Here is a 24859-nt window from a genome sequence, read left to right as displayed (position 1 = left end):
CCAGCCCCGCCCAACATCCGTGAATAAGCCAACTAACCATGACCTTGTCCCTACCCGAACTGGCTACTAGTACCTGGATTCTGGCCTTTATGGCTGCCTTTATCCAGGGGCTTTCCAAAGCAGGCATCAAGGGTACTTCTGTTCTTTCCGTAACCTTGCTCGCCCTCGCCCTGGGAGCCCGCCAATCTACAGGTTGGCTGGTCCCTTTATTGATTGTAGGGGATATCGCGGCGGTAATTTACTATCACCGCCATGCCGAATGGTCCTACATCTGGAAGTTTCTGCCCTGGATGCTTTTGGGGATGCTCGTAGGCGTCTGGTTGGGAAAAGACCTGCCCGAGGCCCTCTTTAAATGGGCCATGGCCGCGATCATCATCGGGAGTGTAGTGGTTATGGCCTGGTGGGACCTGCGCAAGAGTAAACGGGTTCCAGGTCATTGGGCATTTGCAGGATTTGTTGGGAGTCTTGCGGGTTTCACCACAATGGTGGGCAACCTCGCAGGGGCCTTTTCCAACATCTATTTCCTGGCAATGCGCCTGCCCAAGCAGGCCTTCATTGGCACGGCTGCCTGGTTATTCTTGTTGATCAATGTAATCAAACTGCCCTTTCATCTCTTTGTTTGGGATACCCTTCAGATCGAAGCGGTCCCTATGATCCTGGCACTACTCCCCGCCCTGGTCCTGGGAATGCTCTTTGGAATCTGGCTGGTCAAAAGAATACGGGAAGGCGTCTTCAGAAAACTGATCCTCATCCTTACCGCCCTTGGAGCCATTCTGCTCCTGATGAAATAAGTTGGATTAGTGGGGTAGCTTGTCGCGAAGCAACCCGTAGGCATAAGTGCCGAGAATAGCCGCCGCCAAAACCACGAGAATCGGCAGATATCCAGCCCCGGCCAAGGTGAATATCGGACCTGGACAAGCCCCGGCCAAGCCCCAGCCAAGACCAAAAATCAATCCACCCATCGCATAGCGAACTATCTTGGTTTCCTTATTGTCAAACGTAATGGGCGTGCCATAAAAACTCCGTACCCGGAAGCGCTTAATTACCCAGACCATCACAACCCCGATCCCCACAGCGGTACCGATAATCCCATACATATGGAAGGCGTCGAACTTAAACATCTCATAAATCCGGAACCAGGATGCGGCCTCGGATTTGAACATGGTAATCCCGAAAAATATTCCAATCAGTAAATAACCCAGACTACGCATATCAAAAAATTAAGGGGAACAAAAAGTATATCATAATCATACCACCGGCGAAAAAGCCAATCACCGCCAGTAAGGAAGGCCACTGTAGGTTACTCAGGCCTGAAATGGCATGGCCAGAGGTACATCCCCCGGCATATCGGGCGCCAAAACCAACCAGGAACCCTCCCACTGCCAGCAAACCAAGGGCTTTAAAATCACTCCAGATTCCACTGCCAAATAGTTCCTCCGGCAAGTACGCCGACCCGGCGCTTTCAAACCCGAGGCTCTGCAATTCATTGACTGTATTGGCACTGATGGCAACTGCAGGGTCAGCAGTAAGGTAATTTGACGCTAAAAATCCTCCGATAACTGCCCCCAGGGCAACCAGGAGATTCCAGCGTTGTGCTTTCCAGTCGAACTTGAAAAAGTCGGCATGCCTGTCCGCCCCACAGAGTGTACAAAAAGTTCGGAGGTTTCCCGACATTCCAAAGCTGTTGCCCATAAGGAGCAAGAGCAGCATAACAAAAGCAATAGCGGCACCTGAAACATACCAGGGCCAGGGTTCATAGATCCAATCCATAGTTGTGATTTAGACGCTTTAGACGTCTTTGCCTTTCAGCATTTTATTCCAGTAAAGATATGGGAGCCCGTACTTCTTAAGCATCCAGAGCCTCCAATGTTCTTTTGCCGAATCGGAAATGAGCAATTGTTTCAACTTCGGATCCGGTGTAAAATTATTGTCGTAGTCGAATTCGGCCAGCACCATTTTACCATAGTCAGTCACGATGGGGCAGGAGGAATAACCATTGTAGGCATTGCTTCCGATTCTATTTCGCGAACGCATCAGTTGGAGGTTTTCCACCACAACCGGAACCTGCTTGCGAACAGCAGCACCAGTCTTAGCCGTCGGTAAGGCCGCAACATCACCCAGGCCGAATATATTGGCATACCGCAAATGTTGCAAGCTGTGTTTATGGACTTCCAGCCAGCCAGCCTCATTGGCTAAAACAGATTTGCGGATGAATTCCGGGGCAACCGAAGGAGGTGCAGTGTGCATGAAATCGTAATGAATCCCTGTTAACTTCCCGTCCTTCTCGGTTTTTACTTCTTTGTGGTTGTATTCCTTCTCGTGATCAGCAAATTCGTACCAGGCAATGCGGTTTGGCCCATCGACCTTGACCAGTTTATACCCAAAACGAAGATTGATGTCTTTACGTCCAACCACGTTCATAAGCGTCTGGGCTATTTGCGGAATTCCAAAAATAATGGTTCCCGGGGTAGCGAAGATCACTTGAGAAGCCCCACGGACGTGCGACTTTCGCCAATGGCTCTCAGCCAGATACATGATTTTCTGAGGAGCTCCGCCGCATTTTAAAGGGGTAGTGGGTTGCGTAAAGAGTGCTGTTCCTCCCTCGAAATTTTTAATCAGTTTCCAGGTGTGCTCGGGATCCGTATAATTACTACAAACGACATCCTTGTCCAGTACCTCAGCCAGCCCGGGAACCAAGTCCATGTCGTAGGTTAGTCCGGGCGCCACTACCAAATAATCATAGGTCAGGTCGCCACTACTCGCGGTCTTTACAAGGTTGTTTTCCGGATCGAAACCTGTTGCGGAATCTTTGATCCAGGTAGCCCGCTTGGGTATGACCGACGCCATAGGGCGTGCCGTTTTCTGATAATCATAGGTCCCAGCGCCAACCAATGTCCAGGCAGCCTGGTAATAGTGCGTGTCGGCAGGTTCAATAATTCCAACCTTTATGTTGCGATCGGCGCGGAGCAGATTCGCTGCCGTCATAATACCGGCGGTTCCACCACCTATTATTAGAACTTCGTAATGCTTATCCATTGATCGTCCGTGTTTTAACTAAAGCAAATTTACAGCTCGGTTTGATCAATTCTTGTAACCCTGGTTACACTAGTACTGAATAAAAACTAGTATGTTTAGAACTCAATTAGCCACAGCTACCCATGAAAAGACGTCAATTTGTTCGCCGGTCGGGCCTCGCCTCCCTGGCGGCCTTATTGGGGACCGAGATCGTCTACGGTGCCAACCTGCCCGAAGGCTTGCCATTATTAGGCCTGCAGGATCCCGATCCCTTCAAACTTTTCGACAAAGACCCGGGGATGACGGTCTTAAACGACAAACCCTGGAATATCGAAGCCAAGGCCCATTTGTTAGACGACGCCATTACCCCGAATAAATTCATGTTTATCCGGAACAATGGAAAAATTCCCGAAGGAATAGACCTGAATACCTGGTCGCTTACCATAGATGGGGAGGCGGTGCAAGCTCCCAAAACCTATTCCTTGGAAGCCCTTAAATCCAGGTTCCCCCGATACACCTATCAATTAACCCTGGAATGTGGTGGTAACGGCCGTAGCGAGTTCAACCCCCCTGCCAAGGGGAATCAATGGACTGTTGGGGCTGTTTCCTGTGCCACCTGGACTGGCGTACGCCTTAGGGATATCCTGGAGGATGTGGGAATCACCGACGAGGCGGTATATATTGGGTATCATGCCGCCGACACGCATTTGAGTGGCGCCCCGGAGCTGGAACCTATCTCTCGGGGGGTCCCTATAGCCAAAGCCCTTCAGGATGAAACCCTGGTGGCCTTTCAAATGAATGGAAAGGACATTCCTCTGGCCCATGGTTTTCCACTGCGTCTGGTAGCCGGGGGTTGGCCCGCTTCCGCTTCCGGAAAATGGCTCAACCGCTTAAGTGTGCGCAACATTGTGCACGATGGGGAAAAAATGACGGGTTCTTCCTACCGGGTGCCCTGCGAGCCTGTTGCCCCGGGCGAAAAAGTTGCCAATGAGGATATGTGTATCATAGAATCCATGCCCGTAAAGTCCCTGATTACCTATCCGAAAACCGGTGCCACCTTGCCACTGGGCAAAGCCTTGAATTTTCGCGGCCATGCATGGGCCGGTGAACTCACGGTAAAAAGCATGGAATACTCAATCGATTTTGGGGCCACCTGGCAAGGCTGTTCTGTGAAGGCTCCAGCGAATCGACTTGCCTGGCAACGCTTCCAGGGCTCGGCACAGTTCCCGAAAAAAGGGTATTACGAATTATGGGTGCGGGCTACCGACAGTCAGGGCAACGCACAGCCCATGGTCTTACCGGGCTAGAATCCCAAGGGCTACCTCAACAACGCCTGCCATAGAATTGCGATAAAGGTTAGCTAATGTCCGATAAGCATTCATTCGAGAAGAGTTTCCGGGAGGTTCGCACGATGATGCGGATGATCGTTCTGTTGTTCCTAGCCATTAGCGGGGTGCTCTTGTTTGTGCTTTTTGATCCGGACTTATCTTCTTTCCAATCCGCCAGGCCAGCTTCCGTAGTCAACGTCCAGGACAGCTTGGATCAGGGACTTGTGGATGCAGATTATGACGCCATTGAAAATGGCATCCATCTTCGCACGGGGTTTGTGGAAGCAGAGGGGCTGATGACGGTGGTGAACAATTGCACCAATTGTCATTCGGCCAAACTGGTCACCCAGAACCGGATGACCCGGGAGGGATGGGAAGCTACCATTCGCTGGATGCAGGAGACCCAGAAATTATGGGATCTCGGCAATAATGAAGCGATAATCCTCGATTATCTGGCCGCTAATTATGCACCGGAAGATACCGGTCGCAGGGCCAACCTTGCAGATATTGAATGGTATGTTTTGGAAGAATCAAGCGACTAACCCATTATGGAACAGTACTGGAACGCCTTTGTAAATGCTTTAAACGGGACGATAAACTGGACCTGGAAATCCATTCTATTGGAAGTGCCCTGGTATACGAATTACTTCTGGGGGCTTATCGTCATCTCCCTGGTGGTCTGGGGGTTGGAAATTGTCTTTCCCTGGAGGAAAAACCAATCCATATTCCGGAAAGACTTCTGGCTAGATGCCGGATATATGTTTTTTAACTTCTTTGTCTTTGCCATCGTTATCAGTGGCTTCTACAAAATGCTCGAAGTCCTGTTTTCCGAATTCGGGATCACGGCGCGAAGTCTGGCCCTAGTGGATATTCAGGCATGGCCCATGTGGGTCCAGTTACTGGTCTTTTTCGTAATCCTAGATTTTGTGCAGTGGTTTACGCATATCCTCCTGCATAAGTATTCCTTCCTCTGGCAGTTTCACAAAGTGCACCACAGCGTAAAAGAAATGGGCTTTGCAGCCCACCTTCGGTATCATTGGATGGAAAATGTGCTCTATAAGCCCCTCAAAACATTTGGGGTAATGATCCTGGGAGGATTTGAGCCCGAACAAGCCTATATCGTCCATTTTACCGCAATTGCTATTGGCCATTTGAACCACGCGAATATCAAGCTTACCTGGGGGCCATTGAAATATGTCTTCAACAATCCGGTAATGCACCTGTACCACCACGCCTACCATTTACCTGAGGGTAAGTACGGGGTGAATTTTGGGATTAGCCTGAGTTTATGGGACTATCTGTTTGGCACCAATTACATTCCGGAAGATAGCGGAACCATCCCTATTGGATTTCCTGGAGATGAAGGTTTTCCAAAGGATTTCGTAGGGCAGAATACCTATGGATTTTCCCCGCGTTCCAATAAGGGTTAGTGCGGTTTTAATACACGACTTCGCCTTTAGTCAACCAGCGACCCCAGAACCAATTGTACCCGTGAACTCTCCCGGTAGGGCCGTTGCGGTCGACCACTGGCTTGCCCTGATTCACCCATTCAAAAATGCCCCCATAAAGGTTATAGGTATTTTGAAATCCCGCTTCCTGCAATAGAGCGGTAACTTTTTCACTGCGATACCCCACAGAACAGTAAACAACCATTGGCCGGTCTTTTGGGATGTGGTTCAGGCGTTCCAGTGAAAACTCCTTATATCCTGCCCAAACAGCTCCTTCCAGGTGGCTTACCGCGAATTCCTCCCCACTACGGGTGTCGAGAAAAATGGGGTTTTCTAAACTGGCGACCGACGGTACATTAATTTCCGGGACATCGTGGGACAATAAACGTTCCAACATACGCGCATATCTGGAGTTTGTTATTGAATCCTGGGCAGCTGCCCCACTAAACGCAAGTAACCCCGCCAGGAAGATCCCGGCAGGGCTAATTATTTTAACTGCGCGCATTAGAGCGTTGAAGGACATACGTAATCACTTACTTCCAAACCGTTTTCTTTGAGCGCTTCAAAGCCTCCTGCAATATCTACGATGTTGTGAATGCCGCGACTTTTCAGAATGGATCCCGCAATAGCACTGCGATAGCCGCTGGCACAGTGGATGTAATTCGTTGTGGAATCCGAAAATTGACTCAGGTGGTCATTCAAATAGTCCAGCGGGGTGTTTTCGGCCGTCACCAAATGCTCCGAAAGAAATTCACTTTCCTTGCGCACATCAAATACGTGGGCTTCCTCGGACGCCATGAGCTCCTTGAGGTCCGCGGCTGAAATCCGGCTCAGCGTATCGTACTCCTTAGAAGCTTCGGTCCAGGCTTTAAATCCGCCTTTAAGATACCCCAGGGTATTGTCGAACCCAACACGGGAAAGTCGGATTACTGCTTCTTCCTCCTTACCCTCTGGTGCCAGCAAAAGTATAGGCTGCTGGGTGTCGGCTACCAGGGCGCCTACCCAAGGAGCAAAGCTGCCGTCTAGACCTATGAAAATAGATCGCGGAATGTGGCCAGCCGCAAAGGCATCCTTATCGCGAACGTCGAGCACAATGGCTCCCGTTTCATTGGCGGCAGCCTCAAAAGCAGCCGGGCTGAGCGCCTGGGTACCTCGCTCGATCACATCATCTACATCAGCGTAGCCTTCCTTGTTCATTTTAACATTCAGGGGGAAATACTGGGGAGGGGGAAGCAGGCCTTCCGTAACCTCAGCAATGAATTCCTCCCGGCTCATGTCGGCCCGTAAGGCATAGTTGGTGTTTTTCTGATTACCGAGGGTGTCCACGGTTTCTTTCATCATATTCTTACCACAGGCAGAACCAGCACCGTGGGCCGGATAAACGATCACCTCGTCGGCCAGGGGCATGATCTTGCTGCGCAGGCTGTCAAACAGGATTCCCGCTAATTCCTCCTGGGTCATGTCAGCAGCTTTCTGGGCAAGGTCGGGCCTCCCCACATCGCCTAAGAACAGGGTGTCTCCACTAAAAATTGCATGGTCATTTCCATCTGCGTCCCGAAGTAAATACGTTGTGCTTTCCATGGTGTGCCCCGGAGTGTGCAGAGCTACCAGGGTCAGGTCCCCTAGCTGGAATTCCTGGCCGTCCTCAGCGATAATGGCTTCGAATTGTGGATTGGCCAGGGGGCCATAAACAATTGGTGCTCCGGTTTCCTTTGAAAGGGTAAGGTGACCACTGACAAAATCGGCGTGAAAATGGGTTTCAAAGATGTATTTGATCGTGGCCCCGTCCTTCTGTGCCCTTTCGATATAGGGTTGAACTTCGCGCAGCGGATCAATTATGGCTACCTCTCCCTTGCTCTCAATATAATATGCTCCTTGTGCCAGGCAGCCGGTATATATCTGCTCTATATTCATGATGATATTCTTTAAAAGTTACAGGGTAAAAGTAAGGCGTGAAACGGCGCGTGTCAGTGACCTAGGTTACATGCGTGAAGCGGAGGTCTGTGTAGAAATCCTGCGTTGTACTTCCGATTTCTCAGCTGTATTCCGACAGCACTCGAAGGCTTCAAAAGTCCTGACAAAGAGGTTTTCCGGACCTATTTCCTCGAGGAGCCCGCTACTTCGTAAAATATCGCGGGTGGGACCTATGGCGCCAGCAATCATCAGGCGTATGCCTTTTTGATTCAAATCCCTGAGAAGTGAACGCAGCATAAATACCGCGGAAGAATCAATGTAATTAATGGCCTCCGCATTGAGGATTATGAATTTCAGTTGAGGGCCTTTCGCCTGAATGCGTTTGCGCAACTGGGAGCGGAAGTACTCCTGATTGCCAAAAAACAACTGCCCGTCGAAGCGAAGGATCAGGTACTCTGGGAACTCTTCGATGTCTTCGGCAAAGCGGTTGATATTCTTGAAGTAATCCGTTCCGCGAATCCTCCCCAAAACTGCAATATGTGGATTCGATATCCGATATACCAACAGCAAAAGCGAAAAGAGCACACCCAGCAAGATTCCCTCCCGAATTCCCAGGCCAAGCGTTATCGCAAAGGTCAGAAGCAATAAGGCAAATTCATCCTTGCGATCTTTCCATAATTGGCGGGGGTACTTCAAATCAATAAGCCCGAATACCGCTACCATAATGATCGCTGCCAGCACAGCATTGGGCAGGTAATAAAATACTGGGGTCAGGAACAATAAGGTAAGCCCTACCAACAAACTACTTATCAGGGAAGTCATTCCTGTCCTCGCTCCGGCCTGATCGCTCACCGCAGTGCGGGAAAACCCTCCGGTTACCGGATAGGATTGAAAAAGAGAGCCCACCATATTCGAAAGGCCAAGGGCTACGAGTTCCTGGTTGGCATCTACCTGCTTTTCGCCCCGCCGTTCTTCCACGGCTTTCGCTACAGAAATAGCTTCCATAAATGCAATTAGGGCAAGGGTGAGCGCTATGGGAAATAGTTCAGATACCCGGTCCCAGGGCAACTCAGGCAAGACAAACCCGGGGAGGCCTGCAGGAACGGCCCCAACAATGCTAACTCCCTTATCGGCCAATCCCAGAAAATACACGAGTACGATTCCAAGCACCACGGAAATAAGGGCGCCAGGAGCTCGGGGGGCAAGCCGCTTTAACCCCCAGATTAAAGCTATTCCCGCTAATCCTATCCCAAGACTCAGGGCATTGGTGTCGCCCAGGGATTCAAAGGCATTGCTAAGGAGTTTGTGTATTTGATTGCTACTGGCGATTTCAGTACCCAGCAGATGTTTGAGTTGGCTCAATCCGATAATGATGGCAGCTGCCGAAGTAAACCCGCTAATAACCGGACGGGAGAGAAAATTGACCAGAAAACCCATTCTCAGCAGTCCGAAAGCGAGTTGCAGCACCCCCATGAACAGCGCGAGAAAAATGGCCATGGCAATATACTCCTCGATACCCGATAAGGCCAGTGCGCCCAATCCGGCTGCCACCAGGAGGGAATCCATGGCAACAGGGCCCACGGCCAGTTGGCGCGAGGTGCCGGTCAGGGCATAGATAATTTGTGGAACCAGGCCTGCATAAAGTCCAAAAACAGGAGGCAGGCCGGCAATCATGGCATAGGCCATACCCTGGGGGATAAGCATAATCCCTACAGTCAGGCCAGCCGAAAGATCCCCGGGTAAATCCGAGCGTTTGTAGGTGGGTAACCACTGCAGGATGGGGAAAAACTTCTTCACAGTTCCAGGATCTCAATATGGTTGCGGTGCAGTTCTATTTTTCCCAGGTTCTCCAGTTTTTTCAACAACCTGGAAATGACCACACGCGAACTGTGCAGGTCATACGCGATTTGCTGATGCGTGCTGTGCAGGGTGTTGTCCTGATTAACCCGGGCCTTTTCCCGTAAGTAATTGATCAGGCGTTCGTCCATATTCAAAAAAGCGATGCTGTCTATCGCATGGAGCATTTCATTGAGTCGGGTGTTGTAGCTGTCAAAGACAAAATTCCTCCAGGACCGATACTTTGCCGTCCACTCTTCCATTTTGCGAACAGGAATCATAATCAACCGTACATCGGTTTCAGCTACCGCACGGATTTCGGAACGGGTTTGTCCCATACAACAACTCATGGTCATGGAACAGGTGTCGCCCTGTTCCAGATAGTACAACAGGAGTTCGTCCCCGTCGGGATCCTCCCGCATTACCTTGATTACGCCGGATATCAGCAGTGGCATCCCTTTGATGTACTCCCCAATTTCAATGAGTTTGGAACCTTCCGGAACATCCCTGAAGGTGCCAACCTGAGCGATTTCCTGAATCAGGGCCGCTTCGAATTGGTCGCCATACCCGGCTTTGAGTTCTTGTATCACCGTTTTATGCTTTTCGATGTACTGGGATCGTACTTAAAAAAGAAGTTTGCCCAGATTACCTTGGAAACGGCTCCGATCCAGGGCATTAACAAAACCAGTGCCGCAACTATAGCTGCGAAAGTTTCTCCGGTACTCAACTCCAACCCAAAAATACGGATTAGCACAAAGACTGCGATTCCTACAGCGACACCGACCCCGTAGGAAACATACATTGACCCGTAGTAGAAGCTGGGCTCTATCTTATATTTCAGTCCGCAATTCGGGCAGCTGTTTCTTACCCGGTTGATCTTGGACAGGTTATAGGGGTGTCCCTGCAGGAAGGCCCCCTGATGACATTGTGGACATTTTAATCGTAAGATGCTGTAGAGTTTGGAGCCTTTGCCTAACATAGTGAATTCTTAAAGTGCAAAATTACTAACTCCGCTACTGGTCTTTGGTGACTTTTGTTACATAATTGAATATGCGGCCAGGGCCTCATGCCACTTATAGCGTTTGGAATGCCCTGTGGGCATGAACCCTTCCGGATTTTCCGGAGTAGGAGGATTCTTAAAAATTTGTTAAATACAAGTTTTTGGCGTATTTTCACCTAGCAATCAACCACTTGCCAATTATGACAGCAGAGAACAAACTTCAGATTGCCCGATTTGGGGCAGGCCTGATTCTAATTCTCCTGGTAACCGCGGCCCTGCTTATTTATCAGCAAGTCCAGGACGGGGGTATGCTTGAAGAAACGGCTCATCGGCTTTCCATCCAGTACAATAGCTTCAGTACAGGCCTGGCCGGGAAATAAATTGGATTTTTTCCGATATTGTTAGCAGTAGGGTACCTGGCTTTGCTATACGCTGCTTTCAACTATGGTTGCTTTTCTACATTCTTCGATTACAAAAAGGGTCCTTTCCTCGCTATTCTTGTGTGCCTTGGTCTTGTTTGGCTGCGGAGAAACTATTGAGCATACGGAGCAAGTCGAGATTCGGGACCTTGCCGAGATCCAAAATTCCGGAGAACTTCGGGCCCTGGTAGCCTACAGTGCTACGAGTTACTTCCTCTATCGCGGAAATCCCATGGGTTATGAATACGAGCTGCTGGAACGCCTTGCGGAATCCATGGACCTGAATCTTAAAATAGTTATTGCCCAGGACCTGGACGAGATGCTGGATATCCTCCAGCGGGGGGAGGTCGATTTAGTTGCCCATGGATTGGCCATAACCGGCGAACGAAAACAGCAGGTCGCCTTTGCCGATTACCTCTATCTGACCCGGCAGGTGTTGGTCCAGCGAAAACCGGATAATTGGCGCCGGCTTACCCGGGATGAAATTCGGGAGAAGCTCATTCAGGATCCCGTAGAACTCATAGGGGACACCCTGAGTCTTCGGGCCAATTCCTCCTATATGGATCGCGTGGAAAACCTGATGCGGGAAATAGGGGGAGAAATTGAGATAGATACGCTCAAGGGTTCCCTGACCACGGACGAAATCATCCAAATGGTGGTCGACAAAAAGATCAAATACTCCTTTGCCGATCAAAACCTGGCCCGGATTAATGCTTCGCAGTATCCCCTGTTAGATGTCAGTGTCCCGGTGAGCTTTTCCCAGCGCATTGCCTGGGCCTTTTCCAAGGAGTCGCCGGAGTTTTTGAACTATGTGAACCAGTGGTTGGCTGCTGAGAAAAAGCGGACGGATTTCTATGTGATCTACAACAAATATTTCAAGAATCGCCGGAGTTTTGCGCGCCGGGCCGACAGCCCGTTTTACAGCCTGAACGAAGGAAAAATTAGCCCCTACGATGAAACCATCCGGCAAGAAGCCCGGCGTCTGGGTTGGGATTGGCGCCTGCTTGCCGCGGTGGTCTATCAGGAATCCCGGTTTGATCCGGAAGCGAACTCCTGGACCGGTGCGAGCGGACTCATGCAGTTAATGCCTTCAACTGCCGAAGATTTGGGTGTTGACCAAAGGGAAGACCCGGTTGCCAGCCTCAAAGCCGGATCTACATATCTCAAACAATTATACGGGCGATTTGAAGAGGTTTCCGATAGCCTGCAACGGATTAAGTTTACCCTGGCCTCCTATAATTGTGGGTATGAACACGTAGAAGATGCCAGGCGTCTGGCTGCCGTAAAGGGCCTTGATCGCAACAAGTGGGACCGCAGTGTCGATAGTATGCTACTGGCTTTACGCTCCCCCTCCAACTACCATCACGAAGTGGTGCGCTATGGGTATGTCCGAGGGGAAGAGCCGTATCGCTATGTGAACCAAATCTTTAACCGGTTCGAACACTATCGCAGCTTAAGCCGCTGAATTAGTCTCCGCAGGTAATTTCACTCATAGCTCCACCTAACGCATCATTGAAGTTGAGGTCTGTACGGACAAGGGCAAATTTGTCTACCCCATGTCCTGTGGAGCGGGCGGAAATTTCCATGGTATAAATTCCGGGGCTATCGAAATCGGCGTGGATAATATGCCCGTCGTGATCGGACGTATAGGCTTCCCATTTGAAATCGGTATTATTCCCGGTGCGGTAAACTTTAAACCATCCATCGGCACTGGCCCCGTTAGGGTTCGGGCTTTTACCGGTTCCTTTTGGATAGATGGTGCTATTGTTCTTGGTGGCGTAGAAATCGGAAGCGTCTGGGAAGCGCAACCAGGTATCGTTGTGTTCGGTACCATTATTCCCAATGGTTACCGACGAGCGCCAGCTAAAGCGATAGCTGCCCGGATTGGTAATGCGGATTTTAAATCGGACCACTCCGTTGCCAGGATCGCCAAAATACTGACTGCCGGTCCAGCGCAAATAGGCCGATGACCCGCTGCCCTGCTTCTGCCAGGATCCGGAAAAGCTGGAATCTTCCAATTCGCCCAGAATAACGCCACCTTCCTCTTCAAAAATATAGTTTGAAGGGGTACAGGAGTCGCTGCCGGAATTTCCGCTCTCACCGGAGCTACCGTCATTGGAATTGCCTTCATCGGAGTTTGATTCCTCCTCGCTGGAGTCATCATTAGATGCTTCTTCGGAATCGGGATCAGATCCCTCCGGATCATCTCCGGAGGTGTCAATCTGATCGCTGAATAGATCTTCGGAGGGATCTTCGTCCTCGCATGCTGTAAAAAATGAGCATGCCATAGCCAACATAAGTAGGTATAGTGGGGTTCTCAAGTTCATGGTTGTGGGCCTTAAATAGGTTTTGTTAGTGGAAAATAGTGCTCGCAATTCCGTGTTTGGGGTGACGAAAAAGCGATTACAAATATTTCCGATAAGATTTCGTTGTCAGGTTTACGATAGTAAAACCCGTTTTGGACGTCGAAGTGCAGAAAAAATCGATGAACTGCACGATTTTCATCGATTTTAACAAAAAAGTGCGCGGAAGCTTATTGTAAAAGTCCAGCGGCAATTGCGGATATCGACAGGGCCAAGAGTAAAATCGCCTGAAGCGCTAATTCGAATTTACTGCTGTTGTTTTCCCTCCAATGTCGGGCAATCCGAATGGTGGCTTTACTAATTAGGAATAGTCCGCACATCAAGAGTAAAAAATATAAATAGCGCACTAGTCCGTAGTACACCGTTATCATCAACAATAAGGATGTGATAGTACCGGCACTTGTTAAGAGCCCTATGCCCAGGTTACGCTTTCTTATTGCTGCATTACCAGACTTTTTAAGGGGAAGCAATACAAGGTTTACCAAAAAGATACAAAGTCCGAAGAGCAGGGTCAATCCAATTGCAATTTGTTTTGCGACACTACCGCTAAGCAGCCAATTATAAGTAAGATTCAGGGCAAATTGGTCTCCCGCCTTAGAATTTGTAAAAAAAACAAATCCCCATTTCTTGTCTTTATCAAAGGCAAAGTAGGACGAAAACCCCGTATTATTTCCACTGTGAGAATACCAATTACCGAGATTGAGTATCGACAGCCTGCTAAATCCAAGCGTATAATCTTCACTTAAAAATCCGGTGCTTATCTCGGAGTGGGGTTTGTACAGTTCTTCAAATCCTTCTTCGCTCAATCCCTGTTCGTTCATCATGGCAATCATCCATTTGGAAAAATCGATCGCCTCAGAATGAATCGTTGTAGGAGCTACAAAAACAGAGTCCCTGCTTCGCCACCACGGGTCGGCATTCTTGTCTATCCAATTGCCCTCTTTGTCATAGGGTTGGACTTTGTGTTTTCTGATGTATTCATCCTTGATGAACTTGGTGTGTTCCATATTAAAAGGGATGGCAACCCTTTTCTGAAACTCTGCTTCCAATCCCGCCCAATTCGTATCCAGAAGATGTTTCAACACTTCGGCCAGGTACTGGTAACCCTCCCCGGAATAATGATAGCCCGTGCCCGGCTCAAACTGGATAAATAGTTTTTTGTCGGCATAATCATCACGCCAATTCGGAAATCCGGAGCGATGGGAAAGCGCTATTCTCGCTGTAATTTTTTTATACCGCTCGTCATGTGCTATGTCCGGGTTAGGCAAATACTCGTATAGCGGTTTATCCAAGTCAAGGATGCCTTCCTCAACGAAGGTCATTACGAAAAATCCAAAAACGGATTTTGAGATGGAGGCGCCCTCAAATATGGAATTGTTATCGGCAGGTATCTTCCTTTCTTTGTCGGCGTACCCTTTCACTCGATGATACACTACTTCCCCATCGTTAATTATTGCTATTGATAGGGCCGGCATACCAAGCGATTCCATTTGTGATTCAATGAAATCATCGGTTGCTTGTTGAGTGAGCGCGGTGCCAAAATTCGATTTAATATTGGGTGTATCGGATTGGTTTTGGCATGCAATTAAAAGGAGTGATAAGGCTGTGAAGACAAAATAAATACGATTAAATTCCTTCATGCTATCCTTTGTTTTATTCCAATAATACTACAGGCTATAAATCACGCGAAAGGTCAGGAATCGCGGCTGGATAAACGTTTCAGAGGAGAAGACTGAGATGTTATTCGCGCTGTTGCGAACCTGGGCATCGATATCGAGGATATTGGTCGCCTGCACTTCGAATTCCCATTTGGCATCCCGGTCTTTGCGATAGGCAATAGAGGCGTCCCAGGTCTGAAAAGATTGCGACTCGCCATCCCCGAGATCCTGCCGGGTATAGGCATAGTTCGAGCGAACCGTAACAGCCTTCCAGATATAAGCATCGAAATCGATCGAGGGGGATTGGGTGGTAAACGTCGTTTCCCGCCCACCCTGATCGTTCTGGGTCACGCTGTACCGATACCTCAGGCTTACATTGGGAGCCACTTTGAAGTTGGTCCTAAGTCCCGGGGTGTAGGTTTGGGTAAAGCCCTCATTCAGGGAACGCTGGCCCTGGATAAACTGGTTGATTTTACTGTAGTTAAAACTCGCATTCAGCGAGGCCCGTACCTTGCCAAACGTTCGCTGGATGCGCCCGAATACACTCGCATTCTCATCAGCAAAGGGGGAATTGAAAAAGGTACTGGTACGGATCACATTTTCGAAGGTAGTTAGGCTTCGAATCTGGTCAATATTGTTGGAATAAGACGCCCGTACAAAGACGTTGGTGTAATTGAACAGGTTAAAACTGCTGTAAAAGAGGTTTACATTGTGCGAAAGGGCGTTTTGTAATTCCGCCTCCCCAAACTGGATGCTGTTAAAGCTGTTGAGGACAATCCCGCGAGCTATCCGGGTAACATCGGTGAACTGATTGCGCATTTCGTAGCGAAGGGTCAGGGATTCGTTTTTCTTGAGTTGGATCCGCGTTTCGAAATCCGGGAGGAAGCGGAAAAAGTTGTCCTTGAACTCCGATCCAAACTGGATATTCTTATTGCCATAAGCGTGAATCGAAAATCCGGGAGTAAGTGTGAATTTCCCGGTACGCACCCGATAATGGGCTCCGAAATAGAAGTCGCTGAATGCGTATTGGGTATCGTTTTCGGCCAGGCCATCGTTAAAGTTAGGGCTCGGTTCCAGCAGGCTGCCATCGTCCAGGAATTGGAAGATTCGGGAATCAAATTCCTGACGACTGAGGATCAGGCCCAGGGTGAAATTGAGATTACTTTTGGTATTGAGGATGTTGTAATAATCGATCTTGGCGTCGAGCTGGTTGGAAAAAATGCGACGGTCCTGCCCGATATCATAGGTAGCCAGGGAAGTGTCGAGACCCAGGGCGTCGGCAGTGGCATCGAACGCGTCCTCCCCATTCGGATCGTTCTGCAAAATAGCGTTATAGAAAGGGTCTTCGTTTCGGATCAGATGCTGGGCCTCCAGCGCAAAGATGTTGTTCTCGTCCAGTGTATAATAGTAGTTCAGGTTCTGATTCAGGCTATAAGGGTTTACTTCGTCCTCCTGATCTGTATTACCGATAACGGATGAAAAAACATTCTGGAGCTGGGTGTCCTTACTTAACCTACCCAGGATATCATAATCCAGTTGGTTGCTGAAATTGGGTTGGTAGCGGGCACTCAGCTTCAAAAGCGCCTGATTGGAACGCTCGGAACTGGTCTGCTCCGTAGTTTCATCCGGGATGCCCAGTTGCGGGTCGGTATATTGGATTTCACTGGTTTCCCGGGACTCAATCCGGCTGCTGTTGTAGATAAAAAAGCCGCTGATATCCAGGGCCGGGCTGGCCGCATAAGCGAAGTTCCCCGAAGCAAGACGATTCTCAATCTTTAAGGCGTTGCCCTGAGTGGTCAGGAAATTCAGGCTGTTGTCCCCCAGGTCAATGACAGTTCCACTACTTCGACTGGGAACCCGAAACCCTCCCCCAAAATTCCGAATATCGCGACGCGTGAGGGCAGCCTCTCCGGTATTGTTCAGGTCTCCGATAAAGTTGAAACTAAAGTTCGGGCTGTAGTAAAAGAGTTTGGGTTGCAGCAGGTAAAGCTCATAATCCGGGGAATCCCCGGCAGCGCCGGTAACGGTGCCAAACCAAAAGCTTTCTTTCCCTTCTCGCAGCTTGATGTTCAAAGCCACATTGTCCTGGTTGTTGGTAACCCCGCTCAATTGCCCGACCTCGGAGTAATTACGCAGTACCTGAATCTTATCGACGGCCTTGGAAGGGATATTCTGAGTGGCCAGTTTGGTGTCCCCGTCAAAGAAATCCTTGCCGTTGACCATGAGCTTATTGACCACCTTGCCTTCAACTTCCACCTGCCCGTCTTCGTTGATCTCCACGCCCGGCAGGTTTTCCAAGACGTCCTCCAACTTCCGCTCGGTACCCGTATTGAAGGAATCTGCATTATAGATGAGGGTATCTCCTTTGACCTGTACCGGCATTTCGTAGATGAGTTCTACCTCATCCAGCACATTGTCGGCCTCCATAGTGTAGGTGCCTTCGAGATCTTCATCCGCTGTGGTAATGGTCTCTTTGAAGGGTTTCATCCCCACATAGCTGATCTGCAGTTCCAGGGTGTCGTTTTTGGGAAGCGCCAGGGTAAATATTCCCTGACTGTCCGTAATACCATAGGCGGCCATAGCCTTGGTGTCCTGGTTTATGGCAATGACATTGGCTAACTCCAGGGGTTGACCCACGCTATCGCGGACCGTTCCGGTAAGGGTTACCTGGGCCGTAGCGGAATACGTTACCAGGCCGAGGATCAGTAAGAGAAAGTGTCGCATCGGGATGGGCTAGCTGCGTCTACGGCCCCGGTTGTCACGCATCTCTTTCATCTTTTGCATGATCGTTTCCTGGTATTCCGTTTTGGTAGTTACTTTTCCTTTGGTCGGGGGTTCAATTTTAAGATCGCCTTTGGGGTTCATTACGATCTTGGAACAAAGCATGGTGGTGTTTCCGGCATTCACTTCCAGGATCAATCCGGGAAGTCCCCAATATTCTCCCGGTCCGTGAGCTACGGGTATCTGTGGAGTATACCAGGCTTCTACTTCTACCATTTGGACTTGAGGAGCGGCTTCCGTGGAATCGTTGGCCTGCTGTTGATTGCGCAATTTGCCCCAGGAGAAATCATACCAGCTCAGCTCATCTTCCGGAACCGTTGCAGTGGCCTTATAACAGGTGTACTGCCCAATTTGTTTGCTTTCTGATCCCATGATCCACTGGATCTCAGGGAGATCGTCTTTTACTAAGAAGAGTTTGCCATAAAACTCTTGCCGCTGCACCAGGGCGTTGTCCTTGACATTCTTGTACTGTTCGCCGCGGGAAAAATTATTTCCCCAGGAATCAGTTGCCCCGGAAATTGCATCCAGCTTTTCTTCCTCGTCAAATACCGAAGCTTCGCGATTAAAATTCAGGACATAAGTCTTTTCCAGACGGTTTTTAAGGCGTTCCTTAACTTGTTTTTTCTGAGCCTCGCTCATGCGGGCTCCCCAACTGCCCAGTTCCAGGGAAGACTTGGACATATAAATAGCCTGCCCCTGAAAATCCTGGACGATAGCCGTGGGTTGCGGTTTGTTTTGTTGAACCTTAGTGTCGAAGTTCCCAAAAACGACAAATGCCAGTACAGGCAGGAGAAAGCCTCCGGTCCAATCCAATAGCAGTGATTTCATAATTCCCGAGTTAATGTCTGATTGTTTAACGAATGTAATCTAATCATTAAACAAAATTGCCGTGTTTATCAAAAGATTAACATGGCACTACTGGCCCGCTGTGTCTCTTAGACCGCGCTCGATCCGTAAAGTTTAACCAAAAGACTTTTTGTAACTTTCATTCGGGCAGTCAACTATTTAGCATGATGTTTAAGGGGTGAAAAAAAAGACTTGGGGAAAGATATCACTGCTCGTGCTCGGCCTACTCCTATTGGCTGCCGTCTTGGTAAATCCTATTCTGGATCGTTCGCTGGAAGCCTATTTGCGGTCTAAGTTGGAGCTTCGCAAAGATGCCGGCGCCTATGCGATTTCCTTTGAAGCCCTCCAATTGAATATTTTCCAACAGGAATTCCAACTGGAAGGAATAATCCTTCAGCCAGAAGAAACTTTAAGTACTCCGGACAGCCTGCCTTCCTCCGGACTACAGGAATTGCGAATAAGCAACGCCCGAATCGAGGGTATCCAACTCAGCAATTTCCTGTGGAAAAAGGATTTGAACATTCATTCAATAGTCTTGGATTCTGTGGTACTTGAACTAAATCCAGGCTCCCCGGAGCGTCACAAAGCCAAGAATCAGTCCGGGGGATTACTTCTGGACTCCCTTAAACTTCCCGGAATTGAACAAGTAAGCCTGGGAGATTTCAAGATTGCTCATCTCACTTCCAATCTGCAAGCTCCCCCAGGAGAAACAGGGGGAAGCCGCTTTCAAAGCAGCGACCTCACCCTTTCCGGGATTGGCTTGCGCGATTTAGACCATTCCGAAGAAGACAATTTTGTTCCGGATATTGATTCCCTGACCCTGCATCTGGGACAACAGAATTACGTGCTGGACGATGGGCTTTACCGGGTGGTGTACGACAGCTTGGGATACCGACATAGCACGGGCACCTTAACTATTGACGATCTCGTTATTGCCCCCGGAATTTCAGACAAAGCATTCAACGCCCGGCAATCCCAACAATATTCCCGCTATTCCACAAAAATCAAGGCAATTCGCATGGAGGGGGTGAGCCTGGGACAACTCATGGAGACCGGCGGCCTTGAAATCCCCCATATTGCTATTGAAGGGATGGAATCCTCCATATACATGGATAAGTCTAAGCCGGCCCGAGCTAAAAATTCCGTTCCGCTGCCCGCACATCAACTGGCTAATATCGGATTCCCCCTCGTCATAGATACCCTTGAATTGACTGGGGCTAATTTAGACTATAAAGAACTCCTTCCACAAAACAATGAACTCCTTGAGTTATCCCTGAATAGTATCACTGGTGAGATCCGCAACATCCGCACTGCCACAAACGCGGCCACCGCCTCCGACACCCTGGAAGTAGATTTGTCTATTGAACTGCTAGGAGCCGTAGACTTTAGCCTGCAATCCCGCTTCCCTTATGGAACTGATCACTTTTCCTTTAGCGGGCATACGGAGGGAACCTCGAGGCTTTCTACCCTGAATACCGTAGTTTATCCCGCCCTAAAGATGCAATTTGAAGCAGGAAACATCAACGGGATTGCATTTACAGCCACCGGGAATACTCAGGATATAAAAGGCGAGCTGATCATGCGCTACAGCGACCTGGAAATCCGCTTCTATAAGGCCAATGATAAGGATTATAAGGGCCTTTCCTGGGCTGCTAATGCGTTGGTCAAGCATTCCAACCCCAACCGTCGCGGCAAGCTGTTGATCGCCGATATATATTTCGAACGCGATCCCTCAAAAGGGGTGGTAAATTATATCTGGAAAGGAATTCAATCCGGGATCATCAACACCTTTAACCCTATTGGGAAACACCATCGGGAGTAGCGGAGAATCCCTTAAGGCTACGAACTAAAATCAATGCGGTCGCGTATGGTGCCATCTTTTCGATGGATAATTACATCGGCCTTGTATTTTCTGGCCAGGCGCTTGGCCTTATTGATCGCCGTGTCTTGGCGCCGATGTTTGGAAGTAACGCGCTTGTTCCCTTCCCGCCTAACCGCCCAGCCTTCTTCATAAGGCACCACATGCTGATTCCAGGTGCGGCCGCGCTTGCTTTGTCGGGAACTCTTAAAGAAGACCTCGACGAGTTCTATCAGAATATCAATCCAGTTTCGAGAAGCGTTTGTCTTACTCATTCCGAGGGGTTAATTCCAGCGGAAGATACTGTTTTCGGAAGAAAGGCATTGGGCTGGTTCCCCCGGGTTGCATTTGCAGGGCAAATGGACCAGAGTAGAAGCTATACCTATAGGTTATCTTTTTATTTGGGAAGAAGTAACTCCAATAAAAACGGCGGCCAAATTCAAATGGAATTCAGCCGCCGCAAATTTAATGCAATTGTTTAATCCAGTCGGACAACTGCGAACCTAAGGCAACTTCTGATCTCAATAGATTGGCCTGCAGTAATCTCGGTTCTGCCGCCAAATCTATTCAAGAGGAAAAGGCACCAACGACCACGAAGTCCAGCTAGTTCAAGAATCTGCTCCCTCGTATAGGAGCCTTCCTTTACATCGAACTCTTTTCCGCCTACATTAATCTCGTAATAGCTCTCGTCAGTTCCCTTGATTACGCGTGACTGAGAGTTTTCCATTACAGACCTTATGCCGTTGTTCAAAGCGGCTTGCGAAGTATAAGTCTCTCCGAAACCTATTACTTCATTATTTCTCGCTTTCAACACAAAGTAGGGCTGGCCATTTACCGCTGTCTTTACGACATAGTTGGCACGATTGGGCCCGTGCTGTTGCACTGACCTAATCCCTGTTAAACAATCGCTTTTTGAGCGGTAGCGCTCTGTTCCTCGCAGGATAATCTTGTTGTTTCCTGCCTTAAGGTTAAAATAATAATTACCGTCTTTTCCGGTAAATAGGGTGTAGTACCCGGTAATTGAATTACTCATCTTCGTATTATTTTATGAGTAAAATGACAAAGCCTTAACCTATCAAAATCTTCTATATGGCCTGTTGTTAGCTTTTATAGGATAACAGGACGCTCTAACCCCCCTCGAACAGGGTATACATTTGTGGAGGAAAAAAGCCTGGAGTCTGCTTTAGAGCTTAGGCAAGACGGTATTCTTGGAGCTCAGAAATTTGGAAAAGACGTGTATTTGAAGTACATTTGTTCTGTCAAAAATCAAATTGTTCAGTAAATCTGTCAATTTCAAAGTCTGGTCAACGATCAGGCTTTTTTTCGTTTTATAGCTACATGACTATCCATTTTAAGGTTTTTATAGTCTTCACGCGATAGGCTTTGATGCCGTCACTTTGGACCATTTCAAAGATATAAAATTTTCATAAAAACTGATTTTATGGTTCACATTTTTGTTAACATTTATCTTTCTGTATCGGTACTGAACGTTATTATCCTGTGAACACCCAATTTATTTAGTAAAATGAATCGCGTTAGTGATTTTATTCCGATCGGCATATGTTTGGCCTGATGAAGTTATTAACAAAATTAGATTCTTTCGACTGATAATGATATCTTTAACTAGAAGCTTTTGACCTTGCGACCATGCCTGAAATGAATTCTCATCCTGGAGAAGTTCTCAACAAATTAATGCTCGAAAGGGACCTTACGCAAAGAGAACTCGCGGCCAACATTGATGTTTCCCATACGGTTTTGAACTCCATCATAAAGGGTAATAGAAATATCAATATATCTCTAGCACTATCTCTCGAAGCTGCAAATTTTCGCAAAGCTTCCTATTGGATGGATCTTCAGTTAAAGTATTCACTTGCTGAAGCTAAAAAGGATAGTGAACTAGTTAAAAAAAATCATGCGATTCGTATATGGAATGAATTAGATGATGAATGGGTTCCGATTTCCTATCTTAAGAAACACGTGGAGTCTCTAAATACTCCTGATGATCTAGATAAGCTGTTTGACATTTACGGTGTAGCCGACGAGATTGAATTAAAAAAGAAAATCTCGAATTATCCTTTGAAGCTATTCCGTAAGTCTTCAAAGTTTGAAGAAAAAAAAACTAATGTAATTGCGTGGTCTGCTTTGGCAGAATTTAAGGCCCGTAATATGAAGGTTTGTAGCTTCAAAGTTTCGGATGAAGATAAATTAATATCAAGCTTAAATAGATGCTTTTATAAAAACCGAAACACGCTAAAGGAGACTACCAAAATACTTTCCGATTTTGGTATAAAATTTGCAATTCTTGATCGGCCGCCTAAGACTCCTGTTGAAGGGAAGTCCTTCATGTCGGAAGGAAATCCCGCAATTTTTATGTCTTTAAAATATAAGCGGCTTGATAATTTTGCCTTCGGCTTATTGCACGAGCTGGGGCATGTTTACAGACACTTAGTTACTGACAAATTTAAAGAGCATAATTTTTTCACTGGGAATTCCGAACTCGCCAAGCTAGAACGAGAAGCGGACTTATTTGCTCAGAATAAGTTAATTCCTGAGGATTTGTGGTTGGACTTTTATTTGGAAAACGAAGAGTTTAATGATGAAGTAATTGGGAATTTCGCCAGAAAGAACAAAATTAATCCCTGCATTGTTAGAGGGCGTGTTTGCTTTGAAGATAACCTATACTACAGAAAAAGGAGTATCTACAATAGCAAGAATGTGTTGACATGATTATACGACTGAGCCAATTCCAATTTTCTGACATGCCAATTGTGGCGCAATATTATTCGAGCTTTCGTAGGCATTGCTGAATTGAATGTCCTAAGCAATCACCTGGGTTTCATTTGCGGGGCAGATAAAGCAATGAAGAGCCTGTTATTCCAATGAAATGCCATCCAAGTCTTCTAATTTGGCAATACACCCCCAATTGTATTTTTGACGATTGTCACCTGAGAGCACAAAGACCAACCAATTTGTGCCTTTTTGTAATTTAAGTTTCGTTCGTTCATCTTCCACGAACACCCTTCCTTCGGCACCCTTGTTAGGGGGTGGCCGAAAGTTCATCCCCCCATCAAACAGGGTCTCTGAGTTCAACAAAATGACCAAATGATCGGCGTAGTCGAAATTAAGTGTTACTTCTTTCTCCGAATCTGAAACTATTTTACTTGTAAGTAAAATTGTCTTGTCCATGTCGTCATAGAAACGACTGATATTGACAAGCCCATCTTTATCAGCATTGATTTCTTTGAATTTGTCCCTGTGTTTTAGCAATGAATCAGCTTGCTGCACAAAATTGACAGCGTCCTTGACGAACATCTCGGACAAGTGCCACTTGGTAATATAGCTCGGGGCAATCCTTTTTGCATCCTTTTCGGAGCTTTGGGTATCACCTCTTTCGATTTCGGTTATCGAAAAATCACTAAAATGGACCTCCCCAAAATTGCTGTACAGGCTGATTCCGCCCGCTTGGGTGTCGTGCTTTAGATCGTCCAAAATAAAAGTAGGTGTGTCCATATCCCCCACGTAAACGGACATCTTATTTTCCAATACCTCGGCCTTCACATGAACCCAGGTACGGATATCCAAAAAGACAATACCCTCTTCCTTTGCTTCAAATAGGAGCGCTTCGCCGCTCCGTGGGTCGTATATGTAGGCAGGACTTCCATCAGGGATATCCACAAAAGATTCCTCTGAAAATTCTACGCCTTCATTTCCAATGGCGGTCAAAAGGCTATCACTGGCCTTACCGCTGACCAGTTGGTCCTTCATGGAAAGTGGTATGGTCGCCACCTCCCGTCTCGGATATATGGCATTTCCTTCATACTGCGGATAATTGTACAACTGCCAGGGCAAGTTTCCATTATGGATTGGAACATACTGTAGCGCGTCCCTATTTCCACTCATCATCATCCTGAGATAAAGATATTCATAGTTCTTTGGGTCCTGCACCCTAAATCCAAATCCCGGGACCTGTCCATTGCAATGGAATTCCACTACAAAGTTTTTGAACGCTATATCTTTTAGAATGGCCTTTTGACCCGGATTCAGTAATAGGGATTGTCTTCCCTGGTGGTCCACAATTTTCAAAGAATCTGCTGAACCGTCGGGACTTTCAATCCTCCAATAACTGTCATTAAAGGCATATTCTAGTGCGAGATTGTTCTCTTTAATCTGTTCTTGACAGGATGCCAACGAGATGCATATAATGCACATTAAGAAGTTATAAATATTGATTTTCATGATAGATAGCTAACTTTATGTTATAGACGATCGAACGCCAATATAAGGTTGTCGACACGGATTTTATTCGGACAATCCGTTCATCTTTGTTCAAGTTCGTTCATGCAGGATTCCCGAATATAATTTTCCAAAGGAATTTTTGATTAAAAATTTAAAA

At 47.7% G+C, this 24859-nt stretch carries 23 protein-coding genes; 8 read left to right on the top strand and 15 right to left on the bottom strand.

What is annotated here, in order from left to right:
- Positions 1–38 precede the first annotated feature (38 nt).
- Positions 39–791: a sulfite exporter TauE/SafE family protein gene (locus BM318_RS06025; RefSeq protein WP_092981485.1), complete on the top strand. Its 753-nt coding sequence runs from the start codon at positions 39–41 to the stop codon at positions 789–791.
- Positions 792–797: 6 nt separating this feature from the next.
- Here BM318_RS06025 and BM318_RS06020 read toward each other — a convergent pair whose 3' ends face one another.
- From BM318_RS06020 to BM318_RS06010, 3 genes are read right to left on the bottom strand one after another with little or no spacing between them, the layout of a single operon-like run.
- The gene (locus BM318_RS06020; protein ID WP_092981483.1) at positions 798–1211 is read right to left on the bottom strand and encodes a DUF6691 family protein; all 414 of its coding nucleotides are present in this window, start codon (positions 1209–1211) and stop codon (positions 798–800) included.
- 1 nt (position 1212) lies between these two features.
- On the bottom strand, positions 1213–1770 hold the full coding sequence (locus BM318_RS06015) for a YeeE/YedE family protein (protein ID WP_092981481.1): 558 nt from the start codon (positions 1768–1770) through the stop codon (positions 1213–1215).
- Between the two features lie 18 nt (positions 1771–1788).
- Positions 1789–3036, bottom strand: coding sequence for an NAD(P)/FAD-dependent oxidoreductase (locus BM318_RS06010; RefSeq protein WP_092981479.1), 1248 nt, complete (start codon positions 3034–3036; stop codon positions 1789–1791).
- A gap of 122 nt (positions 3037–3158) precedes the next feature.
- On the opposite strand from BM318_RS06010, the gene BM318_RS06005 reads away from it, so the two are divergent.
- From BM318_RS06005 to BM318_RS05995, 3 genes are read left to right on the top strand one after another with little or no spacing between them, the layout of a single operon-like run.
- A complete protein-coding gene (locus BM318_RS06005) occupies positions 3159–4322 on the top strand; it encodes a sulfite oxidase (protein ID WP_092981477.1) in 1164 nt (387 codons plus the stop codon).
- Between the two features lie 56 nt (positions 4323–4378).
- A complete protein-coding gene (locus tag BM318_RS06000) occupies positions 4379–4885 on the top strand; it encodes a monoheme cytochrome C (RefSeq protein ID WP_092981475.1) in 507 nt (168 codons plus the stop codon).
- Between the two features lie 6 nt (positions 4886–4891).
- Positions 4892–5773, top strand: coding sequence for a sterol desaturase family protein (locus BM318_RS05995; protein WP_092981473.1), 882 nt, complete (start codon positions 4892–4894; stop codon positions 5771–5773).
- Positions 5774–5780: 7 nt separating this feature from the next.
- On the opposite strand, the gene BM318_RS05990 is transcribed toward BM318_RS05995, so the two are convergent.
- The 5 genes from BM318_RS05990 to BM318_RS05970 form a co-directional block, all read right to left on the bottom strand.
- Positions 5781–6314, bottom strand: a complete 534-nt coding sequence (locus BM318_RS05990) for a rhodanese-like domain-containing protein (RefSeq protein WP_245759755.1) — start codon at positions 6312–6314, stop codon at positions 5781–5783.
- Positions 6296–7705 (bottom strand): MBL fold metallo-hydrolase, encoded by a 1410-nt coding sequence (locus tag BM318_RS05985; protein WP_092981471.1) that lies wholly within the window; start codon positions 7703–7705, stop codon positions 6296–6298. The genes BM318_RS05990 and BM318_RS05985 overlap by 19 nt, the downstream gene beginning before the upstream one ends.
- Before the next feature lie 66 nt (positions 7706–7771).
- Positions 7772–9502 carry a SulP family inorganic anion transporter gene (locus tag BM318_RS05980; protein WP_092981470.1) on the bottom strand — a complete coding sequence of 577 codons (1731 nt, stop codon included), beginning with the start codon at positions 9500–9502 and terminating at the stop codon, positions 7772–7774.
- Positions 9499–10131: a Crp/Fnr family transcriptional regulator gene (locus BM318_RS05975; RefSeq protein ID WP_092981468.1), complete on the bottom strand. Its 633-nt coding sequence runs from the start codon at positions 10129–10131 to the stop codon at positions 9499–9501. The genes BM318_RS05980 and BM318_RS05975 overlap by 4 nt, the downstream gene beginning before the upstream one ends.
- A complete protein-coding gene (locus BM318_RS05970) occupies positions 10128–10520 on the bottom strand; it encodes a DUF983 domain-containing protein (RefSeq protein WP_092981467.1) in 393 nt (130 codons plus the stop codon). The genes BM318_RS05975 and BM318_RS05970 overlap by 4 nt, the downstream gene beginning before the upstream one ends.
- Positions 10521–10741: 221 nt before the next feature.
- Between BM318_RS05970 and BM318_RS05965 the strand changes: the two genes are divergently transcribed.
- Complete coding sequence (locus tag BM318_RS05965) at positions 10742–10921, top strand: hypothetical protein (protein ID WP_092981466.1); 180 nt, start codon at positions 10742–10744, stop codon at positions 10919–10921.
- 127 nt (positions 10922–11048) lie between these two features.
- Positions 11049–12425: an MltF family protein gene (locus BM318_RS05960; RefSeq protein WP_245759754.1), complete on the top strand. Its 1377-nt coding sequence runs from the start codon at positions 11049–11051 to the stop codon at positions 12423–12425.
- A gap of 1 nt (position 12426) precedes the next feature.
- On the opposite strand, the gene BM318_RS05955 is transcribed toward BM318_RS05960, so the two are convergent.
- From BM318_RS05955 to BM318_RS05940, 4 genes are all read right to left on the bottom strand, one after another.
- The gene (locus tag BM318_RS05955; RefSeq protein WP_143099931.1) at positions 12427–13248 is read right to left on the bottom strand and encodes a hypothetical protein; all 822 of its coding nucleotides are present in this window, start codon (positions 13246–13248) and stop codon (positions 12427–12429) included.
- A gap of 245 nt (positions 13249–13493) precedes the next feature.
- The gene (locus BM318_RS05950; RefSeq protein ID WP_092981462.1) at positions 13494–14963 is read right to left on the bottom strand and encodes a serine hydrolase domain-containing protein; all 1470 of its coding nucleotides are present in this window, start codon (positions 14961–14963) and stop codon (positions 13494–13496) included.
- Between the two features lie 27 nt (positions 14964–14990).
- On the bottom strand, positions 14991–17705 hold the full coding sequence (locus BM318_RS05945) for a carboxypeptidase regulatory-like domain-containing protein (protein WP_092981461.1): 2715 nt from the start codon (positions 17703–17705) through the stop codon (positions 14991–14993).
- Between the two features lie 9 nt (positions 17706–17714).
- The gene (locus BM318_RS05940; protein WP_092981459.1) at positions 17715–18590 is read right to left on the bottom strand and encodes a GLPGLI family protein; all 876 of its coding nucleotides are present in this window, start codon (positions 18588–18590) and stop codon (positions 17715–17717) included.
- A 232-nt stretch (positions 18591–18822) separates the two neighbouring features.
- Between BM318_RS05940 and BM318_RS05935 the strand changes: the two genes are divergently transcribed.
- Positions 18823–20430 (top strand): hypothetical protein, encoded by a 1608-nt coding sequence (locus BM318_RS05935; protein ID WP_143099930.1) that lies wholly within the window; start codon positions 18823–18825, stop codon positions 20428–20430.
- A gap of 17 nt (positions 20431–20447) precedes the next feature.
- Here BM318_RS05935 and BM318_RS05930 read toward each other — a convergent pair whose 3' ends face one another.
- Both BM318_RS05930 and BM318_RS05925 read right to left on the bottom strand, forming a co-directional pair.
- Positions 20448–20741: a DUF2188 domain-containing protein gene (locus BM318_RS05930; RefSeq protein ID WP_092981457.1), complete on the bottom strand. Its 294-nt coding sequence runs from the start codon at positions 20739–20741 to the stop codon at positions 20448–20450.
- A 203-nt stretch (positions 20742–20944) separates the two neighbouring features.
- A complete protein-coding gene (locus BM318_RS05925; protein ID WP_092981455.1) occupies positions 20945–21499 on the bottom strand; it encodes a YegP family protein in 555 nt (184 codons plus the stop codon).
- 614 nt (positions 21500–22113) lie between these two features.
- On the opposite strand from BM318_RS05925, the gene BM318_RS05920 reads away from it, so the two are divergent.
- The gene (locus tag BM318_RS05920; RefSeq protein WP_092981454.1) at positions 22114–23193 is read left to right on the top strand and encodes a HigA family addiction module antitoxin; all 1080 of its coding nucleotides are present in this window, start codon (positions 22114–22116) and stop codon (positions 23191–23193) included.
- A 144-nt stretch (positions 23194–23337) separates the two neighbouring features.
- Here BM318_RS05920 and BM318_RS05915 read toward each other — a convergent pair whose 3' ends face one another.
- On the bottom strand, positions 23338–24654 hold the full coding sequence (locus BM318_RS05915; protein WP_092981453.1) for a hypothetical protein: 1317 nt from the start codon (positions 24652–24654) through the stop codon (positions 23338–23340).
- Positions 24655–24859: the final 205 nt, after the last annotated feature.

The sequence above is a fragment of the Robiginitalea myxolifaciens genome (assembly GCF_900115205.1).
Taxonomy (GTDB): Bacteria; Bacteroidota; Bacteroidia; order Flavobacteriales; family Flavobacteriaceae; genus Robiginitalea; species Robiginitalea myxolifaciens.
This window is presented reverse-complemented; position numbering and strand designations above follow the sequence as displayed.